The organism is Rhodopseudomonas pentothenatexigens, from assembly GCF_900218015.1.
Classification (GTDB): domain Bacteria; phylum Pseudomonadota; class Alphaproteobacteria; order Rhizobiales; family Xanthobacteraceae; genus Rhodopseudomonas; species Rhodopseudomonas pentothenatexigens.
Genome location: NZ_UFQQ01000044.1, coordinates 1 through 26073, shown reverse-complemented (window position 1 = coordinate 26073; position 26073 = coordinate 1). Strand labels below are relative to the sequence as shown.

23 protein-coding genes and 2 pseudogenes are annotated in these 26073 nt (G+C 66.7%); 16 read left to right on the top strand and 9 right to left on the bottom strand.

Annotated elements, in window-relative coordinates:
• Positions 1–132 (top strand): annotated as a pseudogene (locus tag DWA33_RS25820) (IS110 family transposase); the annotation flags it as partial.
• Positions 133–185: 53 nt separating this feature from the next.
• Here the strand turns inward: DWA33_RS25820 and DWA33_RS23900 are convergent.
• The 4 genes from DWA33_RS23900 to DWA33_RS23885 form a co-directional block, all read right to left on the bottom strand.
• Positions 186–980: a TIGR02186 family protein gene (locus tag DWA33_RS23900; protein ID WP_114360978.1), complete on the bottom strand. Its 795-nt coding sequence runs from the start codon at positions 978–980 to the stop codon at positions 186–188.
• On the bottom strand, positions 980–1903 hold the full coding sequence (locus DWA33_RS23895) for a sulfite exporter TauE/SafE family protein (protein WP_181902442.1): 924 nt from the start codon (positions 1901–1903) through the stop codon (positions 980–982). Before DWA33_RS23895 ends, DWA33_RS23900 begins: the two co-directional genes overlap by 1 nt.
• Before the next feature lie 273 nt (positions 1904–2176).
• Positions 2177–5512: a tetratricopeptide repeat protein gene (locus tag DWA33_RS23890; RefSeq protein ID WP_114360976.1), complete on the bottom strand. Its 3336-nt coding sequence runs from the start codon at positions 5510–5512 to the stop codon at positions 2177–2179.
• A gap of 247 nt (positions 5513–5759) precedes the next feature.
• The gene (locus tag DWA33_RS23885) at positions 5760–6317 is read right to left on the bottom strand and encodes a TetR/AcrR family transcriptional regulator (RefSeq protein WP_114360980.1); all 558 of its coding nucleotides are present in this window, start codon (positions 6315–6317) and stop codon (positions 5760–5762) included.
• Between the two features lie 330 nt (positions 6318–6647).
• On the opposite strand from DWA33_RS23885, the gene DWA33_RS23880 reads away from it, so the two are divergent.
• From DWA33_RS23880 to DWA33_RS23855, 5 genes are all read left to right on the top strand, one after another.
• Complete coding sequence (locus tag DWA33_RS23880; protein ID WP_114360975.1) at positions 6648–7034, top strand: nuclear transport factor 2 family protein; 387 nt, start codon at positions 6648–6650, stop codon at positions 7032–7034.
• Positions 7035–7127: 93 nt separating this feature from the next.
• The gene (locus tag DWA33_RS23875) at positions 7128–8918 is read left to right on the top strand and encodes an acyl-CoA dehydrogenase C-terminal domain-containing protein (RefSeq protein WP_114360974.1); all 1791 of its coding nucleotides are present in this window, start codon (positions 7128–7130) and stop codon (positions 8916–8918) included.
• A gap of 157 nt (positions 8919–9075) precedes the next feature.
• The gene (locus DWA33_RS23870; protein ID WP_114360973.1) at positions 9076–10284 is read left to right on the top strand and encodes an acetyl-CoA C-acetyltransferase; all 1209 of its coding nucleotides are present in this window, start codon (positions 9076–9078) and stop codon (positions 10282–10284) included.
• Positions 10285–10484: 200 nt separating this feature from the next.
• Positions 10485–12701 carry a 3-hydroxyacyl-CoA dehydrogenase NAD-binding domain-containing protein gene (locus DWA33_RS23860; protein ID WP_114360972.1) on the top strand — a complete coding sequence of 739 codons (2217 nt, stop codon included), beginning with the start codon at positions 10485–10487 and terminating at the stop codon, positions 12699–12701.
• 385 nt (positions 12702–13086) lie between these two features.
• The gene (locus DWA33_RS23855) at positions 13087–14889 is read left to right on the top strand and encodes a hypothetical protein (RefSeq protein ID WP_147270303.1); all 1803 of its coding nucleotides are present in this window, start codon (positions 13087–13089) and stop codon (positions 14887–14889) included.
• Positions 14890–14949: 60 nt separating this feature from the next.
• On the opposite strand, the gene gstA is transcribed toward DWA33_RS23855, so the two are convergent.
• Positions 14950–15561 (bottom strand): glutathione transferase GstA, encoded by a 612-nt coding sequence (gene gstA, locus DWA33_RS23850; RefSeq protein WP_114360970.1) that lies wholly within the window; start codon positions 15559–15561, stop codon positions 14950–14952.
• A gap of 81 nt (positions 15562–15642) precedes the next feature.
• On the bottom strand, positions 15643–16554 hold the full coding sequence (locus tag DWA33_RS23845) for a hydrogen peroxide-inducible genes activator (protein WP_114360969.1): 912 nt from the start codon (positions 16552–16554) through the stop codon (positions 15643–15645).
• 103 nt (positions 16555–16657) lie between these two features.
• On the opposite strand from DWA33_RS23845, the gene DWA33_RS23840 reads away from it, so the two are divergent.
• The 8 genes from DWA33_RS23840 to DWA33_RS23805 all read left to right on the top strand — a co-directional run bounded on the left by DWA33_RS23840 (position 16658) and on the right by DWA33_RS23805 (position 22879).
• A complete protein-coding gene (locus DWA33_RS23840) occupies positions 16658–17299 on the top strand; it encodes a peroxiredoxin (protein WP_114360968.1) in 642 nt (213 codons plus the stop codon).
• 74 nt (positions 17300–17373) lie between these two features.
• Positions 17374–17817 carry a Dps family protein gene (locus tag DWA33_RS23835; protein ID WP_114360967.1) on the top strand — a complete coding sequence of 148 codons (444 nt, stop codon included), beginning with the start codon at positions 17374–17376 and terminating at the stop codon, positions 17815–17817.
• 65 nt (positions 17818–17882) lie between these two features.
• Positions 17883–18755 (top strand): MBL fold metallo-hydrolase, encoded by an 873-nt coding sequence (locus DWA33_RS23830; RefSeq protein WP_114360966.1) that lies wholly within the window; start codon positions 17883–17885, stop codon positions 18753–18755.
• Positions 18756–19017: 262 nt separating this feature from the next.
• The gene (locus DWA33_RS23825) at positions 19018–19509 is read left to right on the top strand and encodes a MarR family winged helix-turn-helix transcriptional regulator (protein ID WP_114360965.1); all 492 of its coding nucleotides are present in this window, start codon (positions 19018–19020) and stop codon (positions 19507–19509) included.
• Positions 19510–19602: 93 nt separating this feature from the next.
• The gene (locus DWA33_RS23820) at positions 19603–20973 is read left to right on the top strand and encodes a glutamate--cysteine ligase (protein ID WP_114360964.1); all 1371 of its coding nucleotides are present in this window, start codon (positions 19603–19605) and stop codon (positions 20971–20973) included.
• A gap of 150 nt (positions 20974–21123) precedes the next feature.
• Complete coding sequence (locus tag DWA33_RS23815; RefSeq protein ID WP_114360963.1) at positions 21124–21675, top strand: PAN domain-containing protein; 552 nt, start codon at positions 21124–21126, stop codon at positions 21673–21675.
• 82 nt (positions 21676–21757) lie between these two features.
• Complete coding sequence (locus DWA33_RS23810; RefSeq protein ID WP_114360979.1) at positions 21758–22159, top strand: thioredoxin family protein; 402 nt, start codon at positions 21758–21760, stop codon at positions 22157–22159.
• Positions 22160–22162: 3 nt separating this feature from the next.
• Entirely contained in the window at positions 22163–22879 is a 717-nt protein-coding gene (locus tag DWA33_RS23805) for a cytochrome c biogenesis CcdA family protein (protein WP_114360962.1), read from the top strand.
• Positions 22880–22891: 12 nt separating this feature from the next.
• On the opposite strand, the gene lepB is transcribed toward DWA33_RS23805, so the two are convergent.
• Together lepB and tldD are read right to left on the bottom strand one after the other, a co-directional pair.
• Positions 22892–23662, bottom strand: a complete 771-nt coding sequence (gene lepB, locus DWA33_RS23800; protein WP_114360961.1) for a signal peptidase I — start codon at positions 23660–23662, stop codon at positions 22892–22894.
• Positions 23659–25086, bottom strand: a complete 1428-nt coding sequence (gene tldD / locus DWA33_RS23795) for a metalloprotease TldD (protein WP_114360960.1) — start codon at positions 25084–25086, stop codon at positions 23659–23661. The genes lepB and tldD overlap by 4 nt, the downstream gene beginning before the upstream one ends.
• Before the next feature lie 122 nt (positions 25087–25208).
• On the opposite strand from tldD, the gene DWA33_RS23790 reads away from it, so the two are divergent.
• Together DWA33_RS23790 and DWA33_RS23785 are read left to right on the top strand one after the other, a co-directional pair.
• A complete protein-coding gene (locus DWA33_RS23790) occupies positions 25209–25430 on the top strand; it encodes a DUF433 domain-containing protein (protein WP_114360959.1) in 222 nt (73 codons plus the stop codon).
• The gene (locus tag DWA33_RS23785) at positions 25430–25759 is read left to right on the top strand and encodes a DUF5615 family PIN-like protein (protein WP_114360958.1); all 330 of its coding nucleotides are present in this window, start codon (positions 25430–25432) and stop codon (positions 25757–25759) included. The genes DWA33_RS23790 and DWA33_RS23785 overlap by 1 nt, the downstream gene beginning before the upstream one ends.
• 214 nt (positions 25760–25973) lie before the next feature.
• On the opposite strand, the pseudogene DWA33_RS23775 reads toward DWA33_RS23785, so the two are convergent.
• Positions 25974–26073: pseudogene (locus DWA33_RS23775) on the bottom strand (IS481 family transposase); the annotation flags it as partial.

Below are 26073 nucleotides of genomic sequence, written 5' to 3'. Positions count from 1 at the left end.
TACAACGCCCTTCGCCTGCAAGGAAAACCCGGAAAGGTCGCGCTCATCGCAATCGCCCGAAAACTGCTCGTCACAGCCAACGCACTCGTCAAAGCAGACACGCCATATCAAGGTAAGACCCTTGACACATGAGACAGTCGCCGGGTGCGCTTGCTGCGCAAGCGCCCCGGAATGACCGGGCGCCATTAATCCCTTCGGAACACGACCGACGCCATCCAGCCGGTGGCCAATGCCATCAGCGCGGTGACCAGGCCGTAGATGATGCCGTGCTGGCGCGCCGCGGTGGCGACGAACTGCTCGAAGCCGATCTTGGCGATCTCGAACGAGGTGTCGGTCTGGGTCAGCAGCTCGCCGGCCGCGAACAGCTTGATCGAGATGTCGTAGCTGCCGATCGGCACTTCGGCCGGCAGCGGAATCCCGGTGCGGAACAGCGTCGGGGTGAGGAATTTCACCGCGGCCGCGTCCTCGCGATACAGCCTGCGGTCTTCCTGCAGGCGGACGAAGGCTTGGCGGAACTGGTCGTCGGCGACCACGTCGGCGTAGTCGGTGCCGATCCGCTGCGTCAGCAGCACGTGGTTGATGCCGAGCTGCTGCCGCCGCCGCACCTCAAGCGGCGCGATCGCGTCGATCGGCCGATTGGCGAACACCGCCAGATAGCTCGGCACCATCAGGAACTCGCGGGAATCGGTGTTGATCCAGATCCCGAATTTGCGTTCCTTGCGCCGCGTCACCATGCTGGCGCGCGGGCCGATCACGGTGACCACCAGGTCGTATTTGGCCGGCTCGGCGAACGCCGGATGGTCCTTCTCGATCGCGCCGAACAGCACCAGTTCGCCGCCCGAATAGTTCGGGGTCACGGTGACGCGGGCGTTGGATACCGACACGATCAGCCGCTCGGCCGCGGCCGGCGAGGCGAACGCCAGCATCAGCGCCAGCAGCCCGGCGGCGAGGACGCGGAGCGATGCGATCCGCCGCGCCATTACGTCGGGCCCAGTTCGCGCAAGGTGAACAGCTCGGCAGGCCGGATGCCGAGTTCGACCGCGAACCGGATGCCGACCGCCAGCACCAGCAGGCCGAGCAGCAGCCGGAGCTGTTCGCCGCGGATGCGCTGGCCGGCGCGGGCGCCGAACTGCGCGCCGGCGACGCCGCCGATCATCAGGATCAGCGCCAGCACGGCATCGACCAGATGGCTGGTGGCGGCATGCAGCACGGTGGCGATCAGCATCGTCACCAGGGTCAGCACCATCGAGGTGCCGACCACGGTGCTGGTCGGGACCCGCAGCAGATAGATCAGCATCGGCACCAGAATGAAGCCGCCGCCGACGCCCATCACCGCGCCGATGAAGCCGATCAGCACCCCGATCGCGATCACCGGCAGCACCGACAGATAGATCTTGGAGCGCTTGAACCGCACCTTGAGCGGCAGCGCGTACAGCCAGTTGCGGTTGCCGGAGCGGCCCGCCAGCGCGACCTCGCCGCGGCTGGTGCGGCGGATCGCGCGAATGCCCTCGTACACCATCAGCCCGCCGACCGCGGTCAGCAGTACGACGTAGGACACCGCGATCACCAGATCGAGCTGGCCGAGCGAACGCATCAGCACGAAGAACCATACGCCGAGCCCGGTGCCGGCGATGCCGCCGCAGAGCAAGACGAAGGCGAGCAATGGATCGATCGCCCGGCGCCGCCAGTACGACAGCGCACCGGAGAACGACGAGGCCGCCATGTGGCTGGTCACCGAGGCCACCGCGACCGCCGGAGCGATGCCGATGAAGATCAGCAGCGGCGTCATCAGGAAGCCGCCGCCGACACCGAACATCCCGGACACGAACCCGACCGCGGCGCCCATCGCCAGCACGAGCAGGACGTTGACGGGAATGTCGGCGATCGGGAGATAAAGCTGCACGCGCGGTTCGCTTCGGAGTTCTCGCTGGCACGAGAGCATCCCCGTCGAAGCGGCGACCGGTTCGGCGCGATGATGCTCTATTCGACGATCCGGCGCGGATCCGAGCGGCCTGGCCGAGATCCACTGTCGCGGGATGCGCGCCAGACTGCGGTCAATCCGAACCGCATCCCTGCATAGCCGAAATTAGTTCGCACCGGGATTCCAGAATCTGTCGCGGCCGGGGTTTTTTCGGCCCCACCGCGACGTTGCTGTCCACTTGGTGAACGATCACGCTTAACGCGCGGCGCGTTGCGCCGAGCCGCGCTTGGTCGCGGCGCCCACCTGCTCGTCCCAGCCGCCGGCCGGAGCCGCCACCTTGACGGCGGCGTCGGGCTGCGGCTCGGCGGTGAAGGTCTGGGTCGCCAGCTTGGCGGCGGCCAGCGATTGCGGGTCGAGCCGCTTGGCGACGTCGTCGCGCTTGCGGCCGGCGTCCTCGTCGCCCTGGGCGGCGGCGAGGGAGAACCATTTGTAGGATTCCGCGAGGTTCTGATCGACGCCGATGCCGCGTGCATAAAGGATGCCGAGGTTGAACTGGCTGTCGGCGACGCCGCGTTCGGCGGCCTTGCGGAACCAGGCGGCGGCGGTCTTGTAGTTCGCGCCCTTGCTGCCACCGTCGGCGTACAGCACCGCCAGATTGTGCATCGCCTTGGCGTTGCCGCGGTCAGCCGCGGTCGAATACAGCTTCCGCGCTGCGTCGTGATCCTTCTTCACGCCCAACCCCTTCTCGTAGAGGGTGCCGATCCGGAAGATCGCCGGAGTGACGCCGGCGTCCGCTGCGCGCTGATACCACTTGGCCGCTTCGTCGTAGTTCACCGGCACGCCCTTGCCCTCGGCGTAGCGGCTGGCGACCTCGTAGGCCGCGGCGGCGTCGCCCTTGAGCGCCGCACTGCGCAGCTTGGCGCCGCCGATCGCCTCGGGCAGGCGTTCGGACGAGGGAATCGCGATTGTGCCGAATTTTTCCGCAGGGGCGCTCGGCGAGGGTGACGGGATCGTGCCGGTGACGTCACTGGCGGCAGCCGTTGCTGCAGGCGCGGCCTGCGGCGCCTGCGGCGTGTAGAGCGACTGCCGCTCCACCGGGGTCGGCGAGATCATCGACGGCGGCGGCGCGATCGGAGCGATCGCGGGCGGAGCGGCAGGCTCGGTCGGGTCCGCATTCGGTTCATCGGTGGGCGCGTTCTGCGGGTCCGGGGCAGGTGCCGGTCGCGATTGGTCGACGCTGGCGACCGGGGGTGCCTCGCCGTTGTCGAACAGCTTCATCGCCATCTGGAAGCTGGACAGAACGATCACGACGACGCTGGCGCCAACCAGCAGCGACTTGATCTTGGAGCCGAGGGTCGAGCCCGGGGTGGTGCCGTCCGGGTCGGGCTTGTTGCCGTCGGTTTTGGGCTTGCCGGGCTTGGCCTTGGCGGCGCTGGAGGCGGACGCAGCGGCCTGCGCAGCGCGGCGGGCGGCGGCGATGAAGCTGGTCGCGTTGGCCGGCTCCGGCGGCGCCGGCGCGATGTCGCCCAGCGCGCTTTCGGAGGCGGCGATCCGCTCCGACGGGGACGCGATCCGGCCGGGAGGCTTGGTTCCGGGTTCGAGCGGATGGTCGGGCGGCAGCACGCCTTCGCGCCGCTGCGGCGCCGCTGCGGCGGACGCCGGATCGTTCTTGGGAGCATTTCGGTCGGCTGCTGCCGGATCGAGAATGTCGTGAATTGCCTTTGGTGCGCGTGGCGACGCGGCAGCGGTCGCGGGCTCGGCAGCCGGCCTGCCGGCCGCGAAGTCGCGCGGCGCTGCCGCGAACGGTTCGGCGGCCGGGTTCGGCATCTCGGGTTGCGGCGGCGGAGGCGCCGGCACCACGGGCGCTGCCGAGGCCGGCGCGATCGGAGCCGCGGCCAAAAATGCCGGCTTGGCCGACTCCGTGGCTGCCGGTGGCGCCAGCGGCGTCGCGCGCGCGGCGCGCAGATCGCCTTCGATCATCGCCAGCCGGTCGACGACATGGCCGAGGGTGTTGTGCACCGCCTCGAGCGAGTCCTGGGTGTGGCGGTCGGTTTCCGACTGGCTGAAGCGCATGTCGGAGAGTTCGCGCTTGATGGTGTCGACGAAGCTCGGATCGAACACCGGCCCCGGGCTGCGCTCGACCTCGGTGAGCCTCGAGAATTGCGACTGCTGACGCTCCAGCATCCGCAGGATATCCTGCAGTCCTTCCTCGACCCGGCCGAGATTGGCACTGCCGCCGCGCTGCTCCGTGGCCGCTTCCATCCGCTCCAACAGGTGCGAGACGCGCTGTTCGAGATGCGCGAACGCCGACCGGTCGTCGTTGCCGATCGGCAGATGGTCGATCCGCTCCGACAGCGCGCGCACCGCGCTTTCGAGCTGTTCGGTGGATTCGCTCGGCGCGGGCCGTTCGCGGCTTTCCAGCGCCGCGGTCAGCGCCGAGATGCGCTGCTCAAGGGCGGCGAACGAGATGCCGTGGCTGTCGGCCTGCGCCAACTGTTCGATCTTCTCCGCCAGCGCCTGGACGTTGTCGCCGAGCTGCGCCAGCGCCTCGTTGGAGGCGACGTTGGAGACGATGCCGCGCAGCGCGCCGATGGCGTTTTCGAGCTGCTGGACGGTGCCGGGATCGTCCGCGTTGCGGACGATCATGTCGATTTTGCCGCCGAGATTGCGGATCGCCTCGTCGAAACCGGCAAGCTGTTCGGCCGGGGTCAGCGAGCGCAACGCGGCATGGATGTCGCCGAGCGCGCGTTCGATGCCGGCGACGACTTCGCCGTCGCTGCCATTGGCGCGGCTCTCGTCGAGCCGCTGCGCCAGCGACCGGACCTCGCCCTCCAGCGATTCGATCGCCTTGCGCGGCAGCGCCTCGGTGATGGTCTGGCGGATCTCGGCGAGATCGGCGCGGAATGCCGCGATCGACTGCTCGACCTTGTCGGAGCGCTGCAGCGCGTCGATCTGGCCGGTGATCTTGTGGAGCTGCTGCTCGAGGCTGGAGAAGTCCGGGCCCGCCGGCGGGGAAGGCGGAGCCATTGCCGGTACGATCGGCGGGGCAAACGACGCCGGCTGCCTCGGCATGCGGTTTGCCCCGGCATCGAGCTCCCTCTGCCGCGCCGCGATCTCGGCGATCACTTTGTCGAGGGCGTTCGGATCTAGCGTCGGCGAGGTGGCATAGACCTGGGCTGCGGCGCGCTCGACGCGCTCGGTCGCCGTCTGCGGCGGCACCGCTGCAGCCTCGGCCGGCCGCGCCGCGGGCTTCGGCTCGGTGATCCGCGCCAGGCGAGCGTCGAGCCGCGAAATCGCGTCGTTGAGCTGCCGGGCGACCGGCGGCTCGTTGCGCGCCGGGGTGCGGGAAATGTGATCGATCTGGCGGGCGATGGCGTCGAGCCGCTGGTGGATTTCCGCGACTTCGCTGGCGCTGCGCTCCGGCATCGCGGCCCGGCTCATGCGCGCGCTGTCGGCGGGCGGCTGCGGCGCTTCGCCGAGCTGACCGTTGATCCAGTCGGTGAGCGACAGGCCGGCGCGCTTTGCGGCGGCCTCGGCCCTCTCGCGCACTGACGGCTCGATCTCCTCGATACTCCACGACACGCGATTCATGCTCTTGTCCGCACCCGAGCCGGCTCACAGCCGCGCCTGCAAACGCTTCACGTTCGGGTCGAGCGAGCATCGACACGACGCGGGAGTCTGCTTCTGGGTCGACTTTTTCCCGTTAGGGTAAATACCGAGTTAAGGAACACGGCGGCGCGAGGCGAAACTTAACGATCGAGGCGAAAAACCGCGGTTTCCAAGTGGTTGTCCGGGCTTCATGCGCAGGCGGGACTACCTTCTGCTACCGCCGGAGCCGCTAGCTGCCGGCGCGGGTGAACAGCGCGCTGAGGTCGTCGATGTCGGATTCCGTCACGGCGTTGAGCGCGGGATTCATCACCGCGGTCTGGCCGATATACGCCCAGTACAGGAACTCCGCCCGCGGCCTGGCGTGACGACTTTCGACGCCGGCTTCGATCATCAGCTTGGACAGATACTCGACCCGCCGGGCGTCGACCGAGGCGACCATTTCGGCAGCGACCGGGTCGGTCGCTGCCAGCTCCCGCACGGCGCGGTCCAGGCTGCGGTCCTCGTTGAAGGCGAGCTTCATCAGATGTGTCAGCCGTGCGGGGCCGACGATCGCGGCATCGATCTCGGCAAACACCTGATCGGTAACCCGCTCCTTCCAGAGCTGCAGCAACTGGGTGCGGAAATCGGTCGCATCCTTGAAGTGCCAGTAGAAGCTGCCGCGCGACACGTCCAGCCCGGCGGCGAGATCGCCGACCTTGAGGGCGTTGGCACCGTGCCGGGCGAGCGTGCGCAGGCCATGGGCGAGCCAGTCCGCCCGCGTCAGCCGGTCTTTGGTATCCGAATCCATGTCGGCACCATACACGCGTGTATTGACACGGCCAACCCGCGCCGTTAGATGCCATTCAGAGATGTATGGATGATCCGGTAGGCCGCTGTGCGTGGTCCGCCGAAAAACGTCACATCGGAGGAGCGCTCGTGCACGCCATGTTGGTCCTGCGGCCGATGGTCGACCTGTTCCGATCCGTCATCTTGGTATCTCGCGATAATTTGGAGATGGGCATGCGCCCGCGCGCGCCGCGGCGTCATCGCGCTTGATGTCACCACCGATGTTGGTCGAACATCCGCTCCGCCTTGGGGCTTTCCCGCAATCCCGTCCCGCTGCTCCGGAGTACCGCCAATGGCCTTGAAAGGGCTCGACGCCTGGTACGCGTTCATGAAGTCCCACGACGCCGCGGCGCTGTGGGATCTGCTGCATCCCGATGCGGTGTTCGAAAGCCCGGTGGTTCACACCCCGCAGGCCGGGCGCGACATCGTGTTCAAGTATCTGAAGGGCGCCGAGAAGGTGCTCGGCGGACCGGGCTTCACCTATGTGGGCGAATGGCGCAGCGACCACGGTGCGGTGCTCGAATTCGAGAACGTGATCGACGGCATCAAGATCAACGGCGTCGACATCATCACATTCGCCGACGATGGCCGTATTTCCCACTTCAAGGTCATGGTAAGACCCCTGAAAGCGATCAACCTGCTGCATCGTCTGATGGGAGAACAGCTGGCGCGGCAGTAAACCCGCCAGCGGCTGGTCGAATTCATCTCGCCGTCGTCTGAAATTGGTTCAGGCGTCGCATACTTCACACCTGATCCCGATCGAGAGACCCGCATGACGATCTACAAGGCCCCGGTTGAAGAAGTCGGCTTCCTGCTCAACGACGTCTTTCAGTTCGACCGCTACAACAACCTGCCCGGGTTCGCCGATGCGGCGGCCGACGTGCGCGACGCGATCATCAACGAGGCGGCACGGCTGAGCGAGGAAGTGCTGCACCCGCTCAACGCGGTCGGTGACCATGAAGGCTGCACCCGCCATGACGACGGCAGCGTCACCACCCCGGCCGGGTTCAAGGAAGCCTACCGGCAGATCGCCGAAGGCGGCTGGATGGGCTTGTCGTCGCCGACCGAATATGGCGGCCAGGGTCTGCCGATCACGCTGACCCAGACGGTGCAGGAGTTTCTGAACTCCTCCAACATGGCGTTCGCGATGTATCCGGGGCTGACCATGGGCGCCGCGGCGGCGCTGACGGTGCACGGCTCGCCGGAGCAGAAACAGACTTACTTGCCCAAGATGGTATCCGGCGAATGGACCGGCACCATGAACCTCACCGAGCCGCAGTGCGGCACCGATCTTGGCCTGCTGCGCACCAAGGCGGTGAAGCAGGCGGACGGCAGCTACAAGATCACCGGCACGAAGATCTTCATCTCGGCCGGCGAGCACGACATGGCCGACAACATCATCCATCTGGTGCTGGCGCGGATCGAAGGCGCGCCCGCCGGGATCAAGGGCATCTCGCTGTTCGTGGTGCCGAAATTCCTGGTCAACCCGGACGGCACCGTCGGCGCCCGCAATGGCGTGATGTGCGGCTCGATCGAGCACAAGATGGGCATCCACGGCAATGCCACCTGCACCATGAACTACGACGGCGCCACCGGCTGGCTGGTCGGCGAAGAGAACAAGGGCATGCAGGGCATGTTCGTGATGATGAACGAGGCTCGCCTCGGCGTTGCCGTGCAGGGTCTCGCGCAGTCGGAAGTCGCGTATCAGAACGCGGTCGAATACGCCCGCGAGCGGCTGCAGGGCCGGGCGCTGTCGGGACCGAAGGCGACCGATAAGCCGGCTGACCCAATCATTGTGCATCCCGACATCCGCCGCGCACTGCTGACGATGCGCGCGTTCAACGAGGCGGCGCGGGCGCTGGTGCTGTGGACCGCGCTGAAGAGCGACGTCGCGCATCGTTCCAACGACGCCAAGGAGCGCCAGGCCGCCGACGATCATCTCGGCCTGATGACGCCGGTGCTGAAGGGCGTGCTGACCGACGGCGGCTTCGCCAATGCTGTCGCGGCCCAGCAGGTCTATGGCGGCCACGGCTATATCGCCGCCAACGGCGTCGAGCAGTTCGTCCGCGATGCCCGCATCGCGATGATCTACGAAGGCGCCAACGGCATTCAGGCGCTCGACCTGGTCGGCCGCAAGCTGCCGCGTGACGGCGGCCGCGCCGTGATGGCGTTCTTCGCCGAGGTCGGCGCCTTCGCCAAGGAGCACGGCGGCGACGAAGCGATGAAGCCGTTCGTGGCGCCGCTGTCGACGTCGCTCGGCCATTTGCAGAAGGCCACCACCTGGCTGATGATGAACGCCATGGCGCAGCCGGACAATGCCGGCGCCGCCGCCACCGACTACATGCATCTCTTCGGCCTGGTGGCGATGGGCTACATGTGGGCCAAGATGGCCAAGGTGGCGCAGGACAAGATCGCAGCCGAGGGCGCGACGCCCTATCTGACCAGAAAGCTGGTCACCGGCCGGTTCTTCGCCGAGCGGATGCTACCCGAGACCGCGCTGCGGCTGACCCGGATCGAGGCCGGCTGTAACACCCTGATGGAACTGCCGGCGGAAGCGTTCTGACATTGACACTGCCGTCATCCCCGCGAAGGCGGGGATCCAGTAAGCCGGGCGCCGGCGGTTTGATCGCCGGTGCCGTAATGACTGGGTCGCCCGGTCGAACCGGGCGATGACGTCTCGAAGCCACACGACGTCACTGCTTTCATTCGAGAGAGGTCCCATGCCCGAAGCCTATATCTACGATCACGTTCGCACCCCGCGCGGCCGCGGCAAGGCCGACGGCTCGCTGCACGAGGTGACCGCGCTGGCGCTCGCCACCGTGCCGCTGAAGGCGCTGAAGGAGCGAAATAATCTGAAGCAGGACGTGGTCGACGACGTCGTGATGGGCGTGGTCGATCCGGTCGGCGAAGCCGGCTCGGACATCGCGCGGTTCGCGGCGATGAACGCCGGTCTCGGTGAAGCGGTGCCCGGCGTGCAGATCAGCCGGTTCTGCGCCTCGGGTCTCGACGCGGTGAACTTCGCCGCGGCGCAGATCATGAGCGGCCAGCACGAATTGGTGATCGGCGGCGGTGCCGAATCGATGAGCCGCATCGGCATCGGCGCTTCGGGCGGTGCCTGGCCGATGGATCCGTCGATGGCGATCCCGTCCTACTTCATGCCGCAGGGCGTCTCGGCCGACCTGATCGCCACCAAATACGGCTTCTCGCGCGATGACGTCGACGCCTATGCGGTGCGCAGCCAGCAGCTCGCCGCGAAGGCCTGGGACGAGGGCCGGTTCGACAAGTCGGTGGTGCCGGTGAAGGACATCAACGGCCTGACCATCCTGGCCAAGGACGAGCACATGCGTCCCTCGACGACGATGCAGTCGCTGGCGCAGCTGCAGCCGTCGTTCGCGCCGATCGCGGCGATGGGCGGGTTCGACGCGGTGGCGATCCAGTCGCACCCCGAGGTCGAGAAGGTCAACTACGTCCATCACGCCGGCAACTCGTCGGGGATCGTCGACGGCGCCGGCGCGGTGCTGCTCGGCAGCAAGGAAGCCGGCGAGAAACATGGTTTGAAGCCGCGTGCGAAAATCCGAGCCTTCGCCAATATCGGCTCGGAGCCGGCGATGATGCTGACCGGTCCGGTCGACGTCACCAACAAGCTGTTCGAGCGCTCCGGCATGAAGAAGAGCGACATCGATCTGTTCGAGCTCAACGAGGCGTTCGCCTCGGTGGTGCTGCGCTACATCCAGGCGTTCGAGATCGACAACGACAAGATCAACGTCAATGGCGGCGCGATCGCGCTCGGCCATCCGCTCGGCGCCACCGGTGCGATGATCCTCGGCACCGTGCTCGACGAGCTCGAGCGCACCGGCAAGGCGACCGCGCTGGTGACGCTGTGCATCGGCGGCGGCATGGGCACTGCCACCATCATCGAGCGGGTGTGAATATTCGATAGCGCGGCGGGCCGCGCCACGCGCGCCGGCCTGCTCCCTCCCCCCTTGCGGGGGAGGGTCGGGGTGGGGGGGGCCCCGAGGCGAAGCTTCCGATGTGGACCCCCACCCCCGACCCCTCCCCGCAAGGGGGAGGGGAGATGAACAACAACCGCCGCGCCGTAATGGCTGCTGGCAGCGAAGGAGCTAATCAGATGACCGTCAAGAACTTCAAAATCGAGACCGACGCAGACGGCATCGCGCTCGTCACCTGGGACCTGCCCGGCAAGTCGATGAACGTGCTCGACGCCAAGACGATCGAGGAACTCGGCGCGATCGCGGAAGCGACCACTAAGGATGCGGCGGTCAAGGGCGTGGTGATCACCTCGGCCAAGGAGGCATTCTGCGCCGGTGCCGATCTGTCGATGCTGGAGGGCATGAACCAGCAGTTCGCCCAGATCCGCAAAGACAAGGGCGAAGAAGCCGCCCAGAAGATGCTGTTCGACGAGAGCCGCAAGCTGTCGCAGATCCTGCGCGGCATCGAAACCTGCGGTAAGCCGTGGGTCGCGGCGATCAACGGTCTGGCGCTCGGCGGCGGCTTCGAAGTCACGCTGGCCTGCCACTATCGCGTCGCAGCCGACAATCCGAAGACCCGCCTCGGCCTGCCCGAGATCAAGGTCGGCCTGTTCCCGGGCGGCGGCGGCACCCAGCGGATTCCGCGCATTGTCGATCCGCAGAGCGCGATGACCATCCTGCTCAAGGGCGATCAGATCAAGCTCGACAAGGCCAAGGCGCTGAAGCTGGTCGACGCGGTGGTGCCGGCGGCCGACCTGATCAAGGCCGCCAAGGACTGGATCAAGAATGGCGGCAAGGCGGTGGCGCCGTGGGACGAGAAGGGCTTCAAGCTGCCCGGCGGCCCGGTGTTCTCCAAGCAGGGCATGATGATGTTCCCGGCGGGCAATGCCATCTATCGCCGCGAGACCTACGACAACTATCCGGCCGCGCGCGCGATCATGAGCTGCGTCTATGAGGGCCTGCTGGTGCCGATCGACGTCGCGCTGCGCATCGAGTCGCGCTACTTCGCGCACGTGCTGCAGACCAAGGAAGCGGCGGCGATGATCCGCAGCCTGTTCCTGTCGATGCAGGAGCTGAACAAGGGCGCGCGGCGTCCGCAGGGCGTGCCGCCGACCAAGGTCAAGAAGCTCGCCATCATCGGCGCCGGCTTCATGGGTGCCAGTGTCGGCTACGTCTCGGCCAAGGCCGGCATCGACGTGGTGCTGATCGACCGCGACCAGGAGAGCGCCGACAAGGGCAAGGCGCATTGCAAGAGCGTGATCGATGGCCTGATCGCCAAGGGCCGTGCCAAGCCGGCCGACGCCGAAGCGCTGATGTCGCGCATCACCGCGACACCGGACTTTGGTGCGATCTCGGATTGCGATCTCGTCATCGAGGCGGTGTTCGAGGATCGGACAGTGAAGGCCGAGACCTACGCCAAGGCGCAGCCGCTCTTGAAGGAAGGCGCGATCTTCGCCTCCAACACCTCGACGCTGCCGATCAATTCGCTGGCCGAGGAGTTCAAGGATCAGTCGAAGTTCATCGGCATCCACTTCTTCTCGCCGGTCGAGAAGATGATGTTGGTCGAAGTCATTCTCGGCAACAACACCAGCGACGTGACGCTGGCGACCGCGCTCGACTACACCCGGCAGATCGGCAAGACTCCGATCGTGGTCAACGACAGCCGCGGCTTCTTCGCCAATCGCTGCGTGCTGCGCTTCACCGCCGAAGGCCTCGAGATGCTGATGGAAGGCGTTCCGGCGCCGATGATCGAGACCGCCGCCAAGATGGCCGGCATGCCGGTCGGGCCGCTGTCGCTGGCCGACGAGGTGGCGCTCGATCTGATCCTCAAGATCATGAAGGCGACCGAAGCCGACCTCGGCGAACAGGCGGTCGATCAGCAGCAGAAGAAGCTGATGGTCGAGCTGGTCGAGAAGCAGGGCCGGTACGGCCGCAAGAACGGCAAGGGCTTCTACGTCTATCCGGAGAAGGGCAAGGGTCAGAAGAGCCTGTGGGACGGCATCGCCGCGCTGCAGCCCAAGCATCTCGACCCCGACACCATCGACGTCGAAGAGCTGAAGCAGCGCTTCCTCGCCGTGCAGGCGGTGGAAGCCGCGCGCACCGTCGAGGACAACGTCATCGTCGATCCGCGCGAGGCCGATGTCGGCTCGATCCTCGGCTTCGGCTTCGCGCCGTTCACCGGCGGCACCTTGAGCTACATCGACTTCATGGGCACCAAGGAGTTCGTGGCGCTGTGCCACAAGCTCGAGGGTAAGTACGGCTCGCGCTTCACCCCGCCGAAGCTGCTCGAAGACATGGCCAAGACCGGTGACACCTTCTACCACCGCTTCGCCCCGAAGAAGCAGGCGGCGGCGTAAGCCCTGCAACCGCTTCACAAAGCACAGTGCTAACCTCTCCCCGCGCGCGGGGAGAGGTCGGATTGCGCAGCAATCCGGGTGAGGGGGCGTCTCCAGGTCGCCGGGACTCAGTGCCCGCGTCGCCCCTCATCCCGACCCTCTCCCCGCAAAGGGCGGGGCGAGGGATCTCGCTGCCGGTGGGGCGAGCCCTTCGCTTCGTCAAATGGACGAAAAGAAAACGAGCCGGATCATCGCGATCCGGTCCCCGTTGTTCGCGTCGAACTCACCCGGTCATCGCGAGTGAAGCCAGTCCGCCGGGCGCGTCTTGGCACGCCTGTCAACCGGCCGACATGGCGGCTCGATAGCGTGGCTTCGAGTGTCTGCTGATGGAAGTACAGTGCCGCGGGTGACGTCGGGATCATCGCTACCCAAGTTCTTCCTGCGCGCGATCAGCGTTCCGGCCGGCGTGCTTGTCGTGTGTCTCTGGCTGGCCGCTCCAATTGCGAGTCGTGCCGCGTCGCTGGTGGTGGACGCCGCCGATGTCGTCGCGGAAAGCGACAGCGGAGATGACCTCGCCACTTTGAAGGGGATATTCCAGGGCGCTCATGCGCCCCATGATTTCGCCTCGCTGGCGCCGATCGGCCGGCCGCTCGCCGACCTGAAGATGAAGCGGATGCGGATTCTCCACGCCGACGTCTACAGCGACCTCGACGCGGCCGGCAACTTCGTGCCGAGCCCGCCCGGCACCTGGGACAACCTGACGTCTCAGATCGACTGGGCGGTTCAGAACGGGCTGTCGCTGCATGTTCCGCTCGCCTTGCACATGCCGGCCAGCTTCGCTGCCTACGGCCCGGGAGAAAGCTGGCCTCAGGCGATCGTCGACCGATACAAGTCCTACGCCCGGCAGCTCGTCGGATATGTGGTGAAACGGGCGTTCGACGGCGGCGCCGCGTCCGTGACGTTCGAAGTCAGCAACGAGCTCGACGTCGCCGACGAGACGCCTTTGCACTACCAGGAATGGCTCGCCTGGTTCGCCCAATGCGGCACGTCCTGTTCGGCGGCCGCCAATCCGGTCGTGCTCGGCCATCTGCCGCTGGGGCCGTGGGGACGCGCGTTGTGGTGGATCGACCCGGCCACCTACGATCTCGCATACCCGGAGATCTGGGGCACCGGCGGCTATCCGTTCCCGGGCGACCTGCGGCGTCTGACCCGAAATGTCGCGCCGATGCAGAAGATCTACGGCGACGCCGTCGCCGATGTCCTGGCCGACCAGCCGTTGATGGCGAACTATCCGGGCAGGACGATTGCGGTCGCCGGGCCGGCGTTTGCCGGCAACAGCTTTCGATCGGCGGAGGACCCGGCGACCCGGGTCGAACGGTCGACCTTGGAGGAGCAGTTCATCGCACTCATGTTCGATCCGGGCGCCGCCGACGGAAAGTTCAACGTGCCGGCGCTGAACTACGTCTCGTTTCACTATTATGGCGATTTTCGCAACGGCTGGGATGGCCCCACCACATCGTTGAGATACGTTGCGGGGCGGCTGCGCGAGAAGCTGGCGGCGGTCGGGCGCGATGCGGTCGGATTGTTCGTGTCGGAGTGGGGCCCCCGAGCCGACGAAACCACCGACATCAACTATTCGCACAAGGGCGCGGCCTGGGTGGCGGCGTTCCTGGCCGAAGCCGTTGCCAGCAAGATCGCGCTGGGTTCGTATTTGCAGTACACCGACGCGGTCGGCCAGGCCGTAACCGGATCGATCGGTATCGCCAGTCTGGTGCACAAGCTCGACGGCGTGTATCACCCGAAGCCGCCAGCCAACGTCTTCCAGATGATCGCGATGATGTCGGGGGTGCGCAGGCCGGTATCGGGCCTGTCGGAGAGCAACCCGGATATCGGCGCCATCGCATCCAGCGATGCGAATTCCGCCGGAGTCCTGGTCTTCAACTACAATCCCGACTTCAGCGACACGGCACAGGATTTCACCGTCGAACTGCGCCGGCTGCCGTTCGCCGGCCGCGAGGTCACCGTCGAGCGCTATCTGATCGATGCCCGGACCAGCAATCTGCAGGCCTTTCTGACGCTCCCGAGCCACCCGTCTCCGGATCTGCAGCGCGTCGAACGATTCACCGCGCAGGTCGATCCCATGGGCGTCCTGACATTGCCGGTGCGCACGCTCGGTCTCGGCGTCAGCCTCTGGCGGGTCATCGAATAGAACCGGTCGGCGATCCGGAGAGGCCGATGATGGAGCGGGCCCCTCCGGTCGCCGACAATCTCACGCCTTCAGCAGGCCTTCACGCTGCATCGCTTCCTGCACCTTCGGGCGGGCGGCGACGCGGGCCTTGAAGGCGGCGAGGTTGGGGTAGGGGGCGAGGTCGATCTTCATCCGGTCGCACCAGCTCAGGATCACGAACAGATAGCCGTCGGCCACCGTGAACGAGGAGCCCATCAGGTAGTCTTTGCCGGCGAGCTGCTTGTCGACGTAGCCGAGATGGCGGGCGATGCGGTCCTTGAAGAAATTCTTGGCATCGTCGCCGAGCGTCGGGGCGAACAGCGGACCGAAGCTCTTGTGCAGGTCCGTGGAGATGTAGTTCAGCCATTCCTGCAGCCGGTAGCGTTCGATCGTGCCGGCCTTGGGCGCGAGCTTGCCGGAGCCTTCCTGATCGGCGATGAACTGCACGATCGCCGGTCCCTCGGTCAGCACCGAGCCGTCGTCGAGGCCGAGCGCAGGCACCGAGCCCTTCGGGTTGATCGCAGCGTAGTCGTCGCCGTTCTCGAGCTTCTTCGCCCGGATGTCGACCTTGACGAGGTCGAACGGCAGACCGGCCTCGCTGAGCGCGATGTGCGGCGACAGCGAGCAGGCGCCGGGCGAATAATACAGCTTCATGGGCGGGTCCTTCCGAGCCGGGGTGAGTGTCGGCGATGAAATGCAGTTGCATGAAACTGTCAAGCGCGGTCCGGCCGCCGGTCAGACCTGCGATGGACCGACGAGCGCGCGGGTGCGGCGGAAGATGTCGCCGAGCCGGCGAAACAAGGCGGCGCGGGCGCTGGTGGTCCGCCACGCCAGCACCACCCTGCGCGGGCACGCGTCCGGCAGCGGCGCGATCGCCACGTCCTGACCGCCGATCACGCCGGCATCGAGCGCCAGATCGGGAAGCAGGGTGATCCCCAGGCCCTCGCTGACCATCGAGATCAGCGTCGGCAGCGAGGTCGCCGAGAAGCTCTCGTCCTGTTCGATGTTGCGATCCGGAAAGGCGCTGAGGGCGTGGCGCTGCAGGCAGTGGCCGCGCTCCAGCAGCATCAGCCGCGCGCCGTCGAGCTGGGCGCCGCGCACCGGCTCCGGCCCGAAGCTGCCGGGCGGTGCAGCCAGGTGATAGCCGTCCTCGAACAGCTCGATCGTCTCCAGCCCGTCGGCCTCGAACGGCAGCGCGAACAGGATCAGATCGAGCCGGCCGCGCTGCAGCCCGTCGAGCAACTGCTCGGTCATCTCTTCGCGCAGCAGCAGGCGCAGCTTCGGGAAGACGCGGCGGATTTCGGGGAGCGCGCGCGGGATCAGATACGGGCCGATGGTCGGGATCGCGCCGAGCCGCAGGTCGCCGCTGTCCGGAGCGCCCTCGGCGGCGGCCAGCGCCTCGATCTCCTGGGCGGCCAGCAGCAGCGCGCGGGCGCGCTCGGCGATGACCGCGCCGATCGGCGTCAGCAGCACGGAGCGCTTGGTGCGCTCGGCCAGCACCACGCCGAGCCGGTCCTCCAGTTCCTTCAGCCCGGCGCTGAGGCTCGGCTGGGTCACGAAGCACGCCTCGGCGGCACGGGAGAAATTCAGGGTGTCGGCGACGGCGACCAGGAAGCCGAGCTGCCGGAGCGTGACTGCGGTGTTCATAGGTTTAGGCTATCACAGATAGCGATATAATCAATTTCACCAATTAAATCGCCTCGGATACATCCGCAGTGCTCGGGACGTCCCGACCGCCAGGAGACTGCAGATGACCGAAATCGCAACGATCGCCCCTCAGCTCAACGCCCCCGCGCCCGCATTCGACGCCCCCACCACCCACGGCCGCAAGACGCTCGCCGACTACGCCGGCAGGTGGCTGATCCTGTTCTCGCACCCGGCGGACTTCACCCCGGTCTGCACCACCGAATTCATCGCCTTCGCCAAAAAGCACGACGCCTTTGCGGCGCGCGGTGCCGAGCTGCTCGGCCTGTCGATCGACAGCCACTACTCGCACATCGCCTGGATGCTCAACATCAAGGAGAAGTTCGGGGTCGAGATCAGATTTCCGATCATCGCCGACCTCAGCATGACGGTGGCCCGGGCCTACGGCATGATCCAGCCGGGTGCTTCCGACACCTCCGCGGTGCGCGCCACGTTCCTGATCGATCCCGAAGGCAAGCTGCGCGCGATGGTCTACTACCCGATGATCGCCGGCCGCTCGGTCGACGAGATCTATCGCCTTCTGGTGGCGTTGCAGACGGCCGACGCCAACAAGTGCGCGATGCCGGAGAGCTGGCAGCCGGGCGATGCGGTGATCGTGCCGCCGCCGTCGACGGCGGCCGCCGCGCTCGCCCGTGCCGGTGAAGGCTACGACACGGTCGATTGGTACTACTCGACCCGCGCGCTTTGACATCACGCCGGCCCCGGCGGACGCCGGGGCTGATCCTTCGATCCGCTCGACCACCCAATACGGAGGACCATGCCATGACCAATGCTGCGCAGACCACGACCGAAGCTCTCTCCCGCGTCCTCGGCCGAACCTTCGGCCTCTACGTGCAAACCCACGGCTACCATTGGAACGTCGTCGGGCCGGAATTCCGCCGTCTGCACGCTGCGTTCGAGGAGCAATACAACAACCTCTGGAACGCGCTCGATGACATCGCGGAACGAATCCGCAGTCTCGGCGCTCATGCGCCAGGCTCGCTCGCCGAACTGACGGCGTTGGCGGGGCCGGCACCGGAACCGGCGCAATCCGCCGAAGCCATGGTCGGCGCGTTGACCTCGGGCCACGAGGCGCTGACCGACGAGCTACGCCGCGCGATCGCCTCGGCGCAACACGACGGGGACGAGCCGACGGTGGGATTGTTGAGCGATCGCCTAGCCTGGCATCAGAAGCAGCTCTGGATGATGAAGGCCAGCCGCGCCTGAAGATCGCCGCCGCGCCCTTCCTGAACGGCGGGCGCCGCGGTCTAGCGACAAAGGAGAATCGAACGATGAGCAAGCCGATCGTGAAGCCGTTCTGGGATGAGGCTACCGGAAGCTGGCAGTACGTGTTTCACGATCCGAACACGATGCAGGGCGCGGTGGTCGATCCGGTATGGAACTACGATCCCAAGGCCGGTGCGACCTTTACCTCGAGCGCCGACGAGATCGCGGCCTATGTGCAAGAGGCCGGCATCGACATCGCGTGGGTGCTCGACACGCATCCGCATGCCGATCATTTCTCGGCGGCTCCGCTTCTCGCCGAGCGCCTCAAGGCGCCGACCGCGATCGGTGAGCGCGTCACCGAGGTGCAGAAGCTGTGGCAGAAGATCTATCATCTGCCCGAGTCGTTTCCGACCGACGGCCGGCAATGGGACCGGCTGTTCGCGGACGGAGACGTCTTCATGGTCGGCGACATCCCGGTGCAGGTCATGTTCTCGCCAGGCCATACGTTGGCGTCGGTCACCTATCTGGCTGGCGACGCCGCCTTCGTCCACGACACGCTGATGATGCCGGACAGCGGCACCAGCCGCGCCGATTTTCCCGGGGGATCGTCGAAGCAATTGTATGCCAGCCTGCAGCGCATTCTGGCGCTCCCCGACAATACCCGGCTGTACGTCGGTCACGACTACGCGCCCGAGGGGCGCAACCCGCAGTGCATGGCGACGGTCGCCGAACACAAGACGCGCAACATCCATCTTGCCGGCGGTCGCACCGAAGCGGAGTTCTGCGCCGTCCGGGATCAGCGCGATGCGTCTCTGCCGCTGCCGAAATTGATGCTGGCGGCGCTGCAGATCAACATCCGCGGCGGCCGCAAGCCGGCGCCGGAAGCCAACGGGCGGTCCTATTTGAAGATTCCGCTGGACTATTTCCAGCCGCGTTGATCGCGCGTGAGGGTGCTGGCAGATTGCCAAAAAGGCGCCGATCGTTGCATCGGCGTCTTGACGGCCGCAGCGCCGGCACAGCGGCGCTCGCCGATCCAAATTTCGATCCGCTTCTTCATCCGATTCGGGGACCAAAGCCGGTTTCTGAGGTTGTGATCTTGGCTTTCCCGGCCGAGAGTATTAAATGCGAGTGCATGGAAAACTCGCGATGGCTGCCTTTGCAGCCCGTGCGCTACAGTTTGTGCACGCCATGGATGGAGCGATGAAACGCAAACCCTCCACCGAGGCGACCGCCGCCTGGGTCCGCCTGATGCGGGTCCGGAGCCGGGTATTGGACGCGGTCGAGCAGGACCTGAAGAAGGCGGGTTTTCCGCCGCTGGCGTGGTACGACGCGCTGCTCGAACTGGCGCGGGCGCCGGGCGGCGAGATGCGTCCGGTTGAGCTCGAAAAGCAGATGCTGATCCCGCAATATTCCACCTCGCGCCTGGTCGACCGGCTGGTCGACGAGGGATTGGTGGTGCGCCGCGAATGCCGCAGCGACAAGCGCGGCCAGTTCGTCGAAATCACCGAGGCTGGACGCGAGTTGCAGAAGAAGATGTGGGCGGCCTATTCGGCGGCGATCGAAAAGCACGTCGGTTCGAAACTGTCCGATGTCGACGCCGTCAGGTTGTGTGGCCTGCTCGACCGGCTCGGCTGCTCCTGCGAAGGCAACGCCGCCGCGCTCGATGCGCGAGACACCGCAGCCCCGCGATGATAAACAGCTCTCGCTTCGTGTTCGCGGTTGCTCCCAGCCGCGGCTTCCACCACCTCGCGTCGCTCGATCCCGCGCGCTTGTTTCGGACTTCCCATGGCGCGTGACCAACTCGACATGACTCCGCTGAATTCGCGCGACGAATTGGTCGCGTGGCTGGAAGCGGGCGTGAAGCCGCCGTCCGAGTTTCGGATCGGCACGGAGCACGAAAAGACCCCGTTTACGCTCGAGGGCCATCGCCCGGTCCCCTACGAGGGGGCGCGCGGCATCGGCGCTCTGCTCGAGGGCATGCAGATCCTGCTCGGCTGGGAGCCGATCATGGAGGGTTCTCATATCATCGGGCTGCACGACGTCACCGGCGGCGGCGCGATCTCGCTGGAGCCGGGCGGGCAGTTCGAACTGTCCGGTGCGCCGGTCGAGACCGTTCACCAGACCCACGCCGAGTTGATGGCGCATCTGTCGCAGGTGCGGGAGGTGGCGACGCCACTCGGCATCGGCTTTCTCGGTCTCGGCATGACGCCGTCGTGGTCGCGCAGCGAAATCCCGGTGATGCCGAAGGGCCGCTACAAGATCATGACCAACTACATGCCGAAGGTCGGCTCCTACGGCCTCGACATGATGTACCGGACCTGCACGGTGCAGACCAATCTCGACTTCTCCTCCGAGGCCGACATGGTCAAGAAGCTGCGGGTGTCGCTGGCGCTGCAGCCGGTCGCAACCGCTTTGTTCGCCAATTCGCCGTTCACCGAAGGCAAGCCCAACGGTCTGCTGTCGTTCCGCTCCGAGATCTGGCGTGACACCGACAACGATCGCTCCGGCATGCTGCCCTGGGCGTTCGAGGACGGCATGGGGTTCGAGCGCTGGGTCGACTACGCGCTCGACGTGCCGATGTATTTCGTCAAGCGTGGCGACAGCTACATCGACGTCGCCGGTTCGTCGTTCCGCGACTTCTTCGACGGCAACAACGACAAGCTGCCGGGCGAGCGGCCGACGCTGTCGGACTGGGCCAACCATCTGTCGACGATCTTCCCCGAGGTGCGGCTGAAGCGTTATCTCGAAATGCGCGGCGCCGATGGTCAGCCGTGGGGGCGTCTGACCGCGCTGCCGGCGTTCTGGGTCGGGCTGCTGTACGACGACGTCAGCCTCGACGCCGCCTGGGACTTGGTCAAAGGCTGGAATGCCGCCGAACGGCAGGCGCTGCGGGACGACGTGCCGCGGCTCGGCTTCAAGGCCAGGATCGGCAATCGTTTCATGTTCGAGATCGCCAAGGACTGCATGGTGCTGGCGCATGCCGGGTTGCGTCGCCGCGCTCGGATCGACGCCACCGGCCTCGACGAATCCCGGCATCTGGCGCCGCTCGACCGCATCCTCGACAGCGGCCATACCCCGGCCGAGGAAATGCTGGAGAAATTCAACGGGATGTGGCGCGGCTCGGTCGAGCCCGCCTATGACGAATACGCGTTCTGACGCTGTCGTGAGACTCGCCGAGGCGCTCGGGCCCGGCGTCGTTCATCCACCATACAGGTTGCCGGCCGTCAGATGAGCCCCGGGGGCTGGGACGCGGACCGGCCTGATTTCTGTCGGCCAGGGTTCAGGGCCTAACGCGAAAGCAAGTGAATGCGAAGCGGCCTGCTCAGAGCGTGTTGGCTCGTGCTTGCCGTGGTTGCGGCGGCGCTTTTGCCGCGTCCGTCCTGGGCGCAGGCGAATTTCGATCGGATCGGGGGCGATTACCTGCGCACGCCGGTCACCAGCGGCGATCCGGCCGAATGCGCGCTGATGTGCGAGCGCGACCGGCGCTGCCGGTCTTGGACCTTCGCCTATCCGCGCTCGCCCGAGGACGGCGCGATGTGCTGGCTGAAGAGCACCGTCCCGCCGCGGACGCCGAGCTCGTGCTGCGTGTCGGGCGTGCGCGGTGCCGGGGTATTGGAGCCGCGCAACGATTCCAACGAGGTCTCGATCGACCGCTTCGGCGGCGACTACCGCAATTTCGAGCTGAAGGGCGGCGAGGGCGACGAGGCCTGCAAGGCGGCCTGCGTCGACGAGCACAAGTGCCGGGCCTGGACCTATGCGCGCCCCGGCTATGTCGGCCGCAACGCCCGCTGCTTCCTGAAAAGCCACATCAAGCCGCCGCGGCGCAAACCCGGCTTCATCTCCGGCGTGGTCAGGTAACAAACCCGGAACCGGCAGCGTACCTGTTGCGCGCGGGCTGAAACCGGCCCGCACCACGCAACGGAGGATGCCGATGTCGTCGATGCTCACCCGGAAGACCTTGCTGCGCGCCGTCCTGGCGTTCGCGCTCGCAGCGCTGCTGCCGCTGCTCCCGGCGTTCGCCAATACCGCCGCGCCCTACAGCGCCGCGGCGTTCAAGGCGGCGCAGGCCGCCGGAGGGCCGGTGCTGGTCGAAATCCACGCCGACTGGTGCTCGACCTGCAAGGCGCAAACGCCGATCATTCAGCGCCTCGCCGCCGATCCGAAATTCGCCAAGCTGAAGATCTTCCGGGTCGATTTCGACGGCCAGAAGGACGTGGTCAAGGCGTTCGGCGCCAGCATGCAGTCGACCCTGATCGTGTTCAACGGCACCAACGAAACGGGCCGCTCGGTCGGCGACACCAAGGAAGCCTCGATCGCGTCGCTGCTCGCCAAGGCGCTGTGACGCATGACTGCGATCGCGCTGGCCTTCGTGGCTGGACTGCTGTCGATCCTGTCGCCCTGCGTGCTGCCGCTGGTGCCGATCGTGCTCGGCGCCGCGGTGGCGCAGCACCGGCACGGGCCGCTGGCGCTGGCGGCGGGGCTGGCGCTGTCGTTCACCCTGATCGGGCTGCTGGTCGCGGTGGCGGGCTTCAGTCTCGGTCTCGACGCCGGGGTGTTCCGCGCCGCCGCGGCGGTGATCATGATCGCGCTCGGCGCGGTGCTGCTGGTGCCGGCCGCGCAGGTCCGGCTCGCGGCTGCCGGCAGCCCGCTGTCCGGGCTGGCCGATCAGTATTTCGGCCAGAGTGCGGGGGCGGGACTCGCCGGTCAGTTCGGCATCGGGCTGCTGCTCGGCGCGGTGTGGTCGCCTTGCGTCGGGCCGACGCTGGGCGCGGCGTCGCTGCTGGCGTCACAGGGCCGCGATCTCGCGACCGTGGCGATGACGATGGCGGCGTTCGGGATCGGTGCGGCGCTGCCGCTGGTCGGGCTGGGGCTGCTGTCGCGGGCGACGCTGACGAACATCCGCGGCCGCCTGCTGTCCGCCGGCAAGCTCGGCAAGGCGGTGCTCGGCGGCGCCTTCGTGGTGATCGGGATCGCGATCCTGTCCGGCGCCGACAAACGGATCGAAGCGGCGCTGGTCGCAGTGTCGCCGGCCTGGCTCACCAACCTGACGACGCGGTTTTGAGCGTCGCGCCGGTCAGTGCACCTTGGTGAAGAACCGCGCCACCCGGAAGCCGGACAGCCAGTCGCTGACCGGCTGGCGGCGGACGCCGGGATTCCACGAGCCGACGATGGCGTCGACCCGGCCGACCAGATCGTCGATCGGCACCATGCCGACGCCGCCGTCGCGCACCGGCACCCGGCTGTCGGCGGAATTGTCGCGGTTGTCGCCCATCACGAACAGGTGGCCGGCCGGCACCGTGACTTCCGGCATGTTGTCGAGCCGGGCGTTGTCGTACAGCTTGAAGATCGGGTGGGCGACGCCGCCGGGCAGGGTCTCGATATAGCGCGCGGCGGTCTCGTACGAGCCGTTGTCGTCCTCGGCCCGGCCGACGCCGTCCGGCGTCACCTTGGCGGCTTCGCCGTTGATGAACACCCGGCCGCCGTCGATCTGCACCCGATCGCCGGGCAGTCCGACCACCCGCTTGACCCAGACCTGGGAGCGGTCGCCGGCCCAGCGAAACACCACGACGTCGCCGCGGTGCGGCGTGGCGCCGAACACCCGGCCGCTCTCCGGCACCGCGACGTGGATCGGCAGCGAGGCGGTCGAGTAGCCGTACGGATATTTCGACGCGAGCAGCGCGTCGCCGATCAGCAGCGTCGGCTCCATCGAGCCGGACGGCACATAAAACGGCTCGGCGACCGCGCCCTTGCCGACCAGCACGATCGCCACCACCGCGGCGAGCTGTGTGAGCTGCGAGCCCCAGCGCCGCGCCGTCGCGCTTCGCGACTCCGTTTCCGTCGTCATCCGCCGGTGCCTCCGACCGTAATCCTGTCCATGCGCAGCGTCGGCTGACCGACACCCACCGGCACGCCCTGGCCGTTCTTGCCGCAGGTGCCGATGCCGTCGTCGAGCTGCATGTCGTTTCCGATCATGGAAATGCGGTGCAAATCGGTCGGGCCGTTGCCGATCAGCATTGCGCCCTTCAGCGGCGCGCCGATCTTGCCGTTCTCGATCCGGTACGCCTCGGTGCACTGGAACACGTATTTGCCTGACGTGATGTCGACCTGACCGCCGCCGAAGTTCACCGCGTAGATGCCGTTTTTCACCGAGGCGAGGATTTCGGCCGGATCGCGCTGGCCGGCCAGCATGTAGGTGTTGGTCATCCGCGGCATCGGCACGTGGGCGTAGGACTGCCGGCGGCCGTTGCCGGTCGGCTTCATGCCCATCAGCCGGGCGTTCTGACGGTCCTGCATATAGCCTTTGAGGATGCCGTCCTCGATCAGTACGGTTCGGCTGGTCGGGGTGCCCTCATCGTCGATCGACAGCGAGCCGCGCCGCGCCGAGATCGTGCCGTCGTCGACCACGGTGACGCCCTTGGCGGCGACCTGCTGGCCCATCAGGCCGGCGAAGGCCGAGGTCTTCTTGCGGTTGAAGTCGCCCTCGAGGCCGTGGCCGACCGCCTCGTGCAGCATCACGCCGGGCCAGCCCGGGCCGAGCACCACGTCCATCTCGCCGGCCGGGGCGGGGACAGATTCCAGATTGACCAGCGCTTCGCGCAGCGCGCCGTCGGCGGCGTCGCGCCAGGCCTTGGTCTCGATGAACCGCGCATAGGCCTCGCGGCCCCCATAGCCCTTCGAGCCGCTTTCCTGGCGGTCGCCCTGGCCGGCGACCACCGAGACGTTGACCCGCACCAAGGGGCGGATGTCGCGATAGCTTTCGCCGTCGGGGCGCAGGATCTCGACCACCTGCCAGGTGGCGCCGACCGACACCGACACCTGCCGCACCCGCGGATCCTTGTCGCGGATATAGGCGTCGATCTCGCCGAGCAGCTTGACCTTGGCCTCGAAGCCCGGCGCGTCGAGCGGGTTGTCGTCGCCGTACAGCCGCACATTGGTGTGCGGCGGCGCCACCGACAGGCTGCCGCTGTAGTCGCCGCGCACCGCAGCGACCGCGTCCGCCGCGCGGATCAGCGCCGGCAGCGACACGTCCGAGGAATGCGCATAGCCGACCGCGTCGTCCTTAACGGCGCGTAAACCGAAGCCCTGCGCGGTGTCGTAGGTCGCCTGCTTCAGCCGGCCGTTGTCGAACGCCAGCGCCTCGGTCTGGCTGTATTCGAGAAACAGCTCGCCGTCGTCCGCCCCCGCCAGCCCCCGCGCGATCTCGCGCCTCACCTCGTCGCGATCGAGATTGGCGCGGTCGATGAGCGAGGTCTGGGCTGGGTTGGTCATGAGGTCCTGTTCCCGAAGTTGTTCGGGGCACAACATAGGTGGTCTGGCCTGGTTCTGCGAGGGGTTGGCGGATTTGGGAGCGACGCCTGCGCCCCATCGAAAAAGCATGCTATGGTGTTCAGATGGATTACCGGGAGATCATCACCATCGAGCCGGGGAAGCGCGGCGGTCGGCCGTGCATTCGCCATATGCGAATTGCGGTCGCGGATGTGCTCGGCTGGCTGGCAGATGGCCAGACGCCGGAGGAGATTATCTCCGATTTCCCGGAGCTGACCGAACAGGACATCCGTGCGGCGCTCGCGTATGCGGCGGATCGTGAACGGCGGCTCATCACGGCTTCGTAATGAAGCTGCTGTTCGACCAGAACCTCAGCTTCAAACTCTGTCGAGACGTCTCCGATCTTTTCCCAGGATCGTGCCACGTTCGCGATGTCGGCCTGACGCAGGCAGACGATCGGACGATATGGAGTTTCGCTCGGGCCAATCAGCTGACGATCGTTTCCCAGGACGCGGATTTTTCCGACATGGCGATGCTGCTGGGGCCGCCGCCGAAAGTGATTTGGGTGCGCTCAGGAAATCGGTCGCGCGCCGCAATCGCATTGTTGCTTCGAACCCATTCCGGTTTGATTGCGGAGTTCGAGGCCGATGATGCCGTCTGTCTGGAAATCTATTAGAGCAGTTCTGTCTTTGATAAAATCAGAGTTGATCGGCGCCGCCTGCCACACGCACAACCTCATGGTGAGGAGGCGCGTAGCGCCGTCTCGAACCATGTGACGCAGGGAACGCGTTACCCCATCCTTCGAGACGCCCGGCTTCGCCGGGCTCCTCAGGATGAGGAGTCAGTGCCTTCGGAAACGTCGGATCGTTTCAATCAAACGATGAACCGCTCTAGCTGTGGAGCCTCAACAGGTTGTCCTCGGACAGGCCGAGGCGGCTGATGGGTATTTGTGACTTTATGCCGCCGTGGGGCCGGTGCCAATTGTATCGA

Coding starts and splice junctions, on each gene's coding strand:
- DWA33_RS23900 (WP_114360978.1), bottom strand. CDS start 980: ATGGCGCGGCGGATCGCATCGCTCCGCGTCCTCGCCGCCGGGCTGCTG.
- DWA33_RS23890 (WP_114360976.1), bottom strand. CDS start 5,512: ATGAATCGCGTGTCGTGGAGTATCGAGGAGATCGAGCCGTCAGTGCGC.
- DWA33_RS23885 (WP_114360980.1), bottom strand. CDS start 6,317: ATGGATTCGGATACCAAAGACCGGCTGACGCGGGCGGACTGGCTCGCC.
- DWA33_RS23880 (WP_114360975.1), top strand. CDS start 6,648: ATGGCCTTGAAAGGGCTCGACGCCTGGTACGCGTTCATGAAGTCCCAC.
- DWA33_RS23875 (WP_114360974.1), top strand. CDS start 7,128: ATGACGATCTACAAGGCCCCGGTTGAAGAAGTCGGCTTCCTGCTCAAC.
- DWA33_RS23870 (WP_114360973.1), top strand. CDS start 9,076: ATGCCCGAAGCCTATATCTACGATCACGTTCGCACCCCGCGCGGCCGC.
- DWA33_RS23860 (WP_114360972.1), top strand. CDS start 10,485: ATGACCGTCAAGAACTTCAAAATCGAGACCGACGCAGACGGCATCGCG.
- gstA (WP_114360970.1), bottom strand. CDS start 15,561: ATGAAGCTGTATTATTCGCCCGGCGCCTGCTCGCTGTCGCCGCACATC.
- DWA33_RS23845 (WP_114360969.1), bottom strand. CDS start 16,554: ATGAACACCGCAGTCACGCTCCGGCAGCTCGGCTTCCTGGTCGCCGTC.
- DWA33_RS23840 (WP_114360968.1), top strand. CDS start 16,658: ATGACCGAAATCGCAACGATCGCCCCTCAGCTCAACGCCCCCGCGCCC.
- DWA33_RS23835 (WP_114360967.1), top strand. CDS start 17,374: ATGACCAATGCTGCGCAGACCACGACCGAAGCTCTCTCCCGCGTCCTC.
- DWA33_RS23830 (WP_114360966.1), top strand. CDS start 17,883: ATGAGCAAGCCGATCGTGAAGCCGTTCTGGGATGAGGCTACCGGAAGC.
- DWA33_RS23825 (WP_114360965.1), top strand. CDS start 19,018: ATGAAACGCAAACCCTCCACCGAGGCGACCGCCGCCTGGGTCCGCCTG.
- DWA33_RS23820 (WP_114360964.1), top strand. CDS start 19,603: ATGGCGCGTGACCAACTCGACATGACTCCGCTGAATTCGCGCGACGAA.
- DWA33_RS23815 (WP_114360963.1), top strand. CDS start 21,124: ATGCGAAGCGGCCTGCTCAGAGCGTGTTGGCTCGTGCTTGCCGTGGTT.
- DWA33_RS23810 (WP_114360979.1), top strand. CDS start 21,758: ATGCTCACCCGGAAGACCTTGCTGCGCGCCGTCCTGGCGTTCGCGCTC.
- DWA33_RS23805 (WP_114360962.1), top strand. CDS start 22,163: ATGACTGCGATCGCGCTGGCCTTCGTGGCTGGACTGCTGTCGATCCTG.
- lepB (WP_114360961.1), bottom strand. CDS start 23,662: ATGACGACGGAAACGGAGTCGCGAAGCGCGACGGCGCGGCGCTGGGGC.
- tldD (WP_114360960.1), bottom strand. CDS start 25,086: ATGACCAACCCAGCCCAGACCTCGCTCATCGACCGCGCCAATCTCGAT.
- DWA33_RS23790 (WP_114360959.1), top strand. CDS start 25,209: ATGGATTACCGGGAGATCATCACCATCGAGCCGGGGAAGCGCGGCGGT.
- DWA33_RS23785 (WP_114360958.1), top strand. CDS start 25,430: ATGAAGCTGCTGTTCGACCAGAACCTCAGCTTCAAACTCTGTCGAGAC.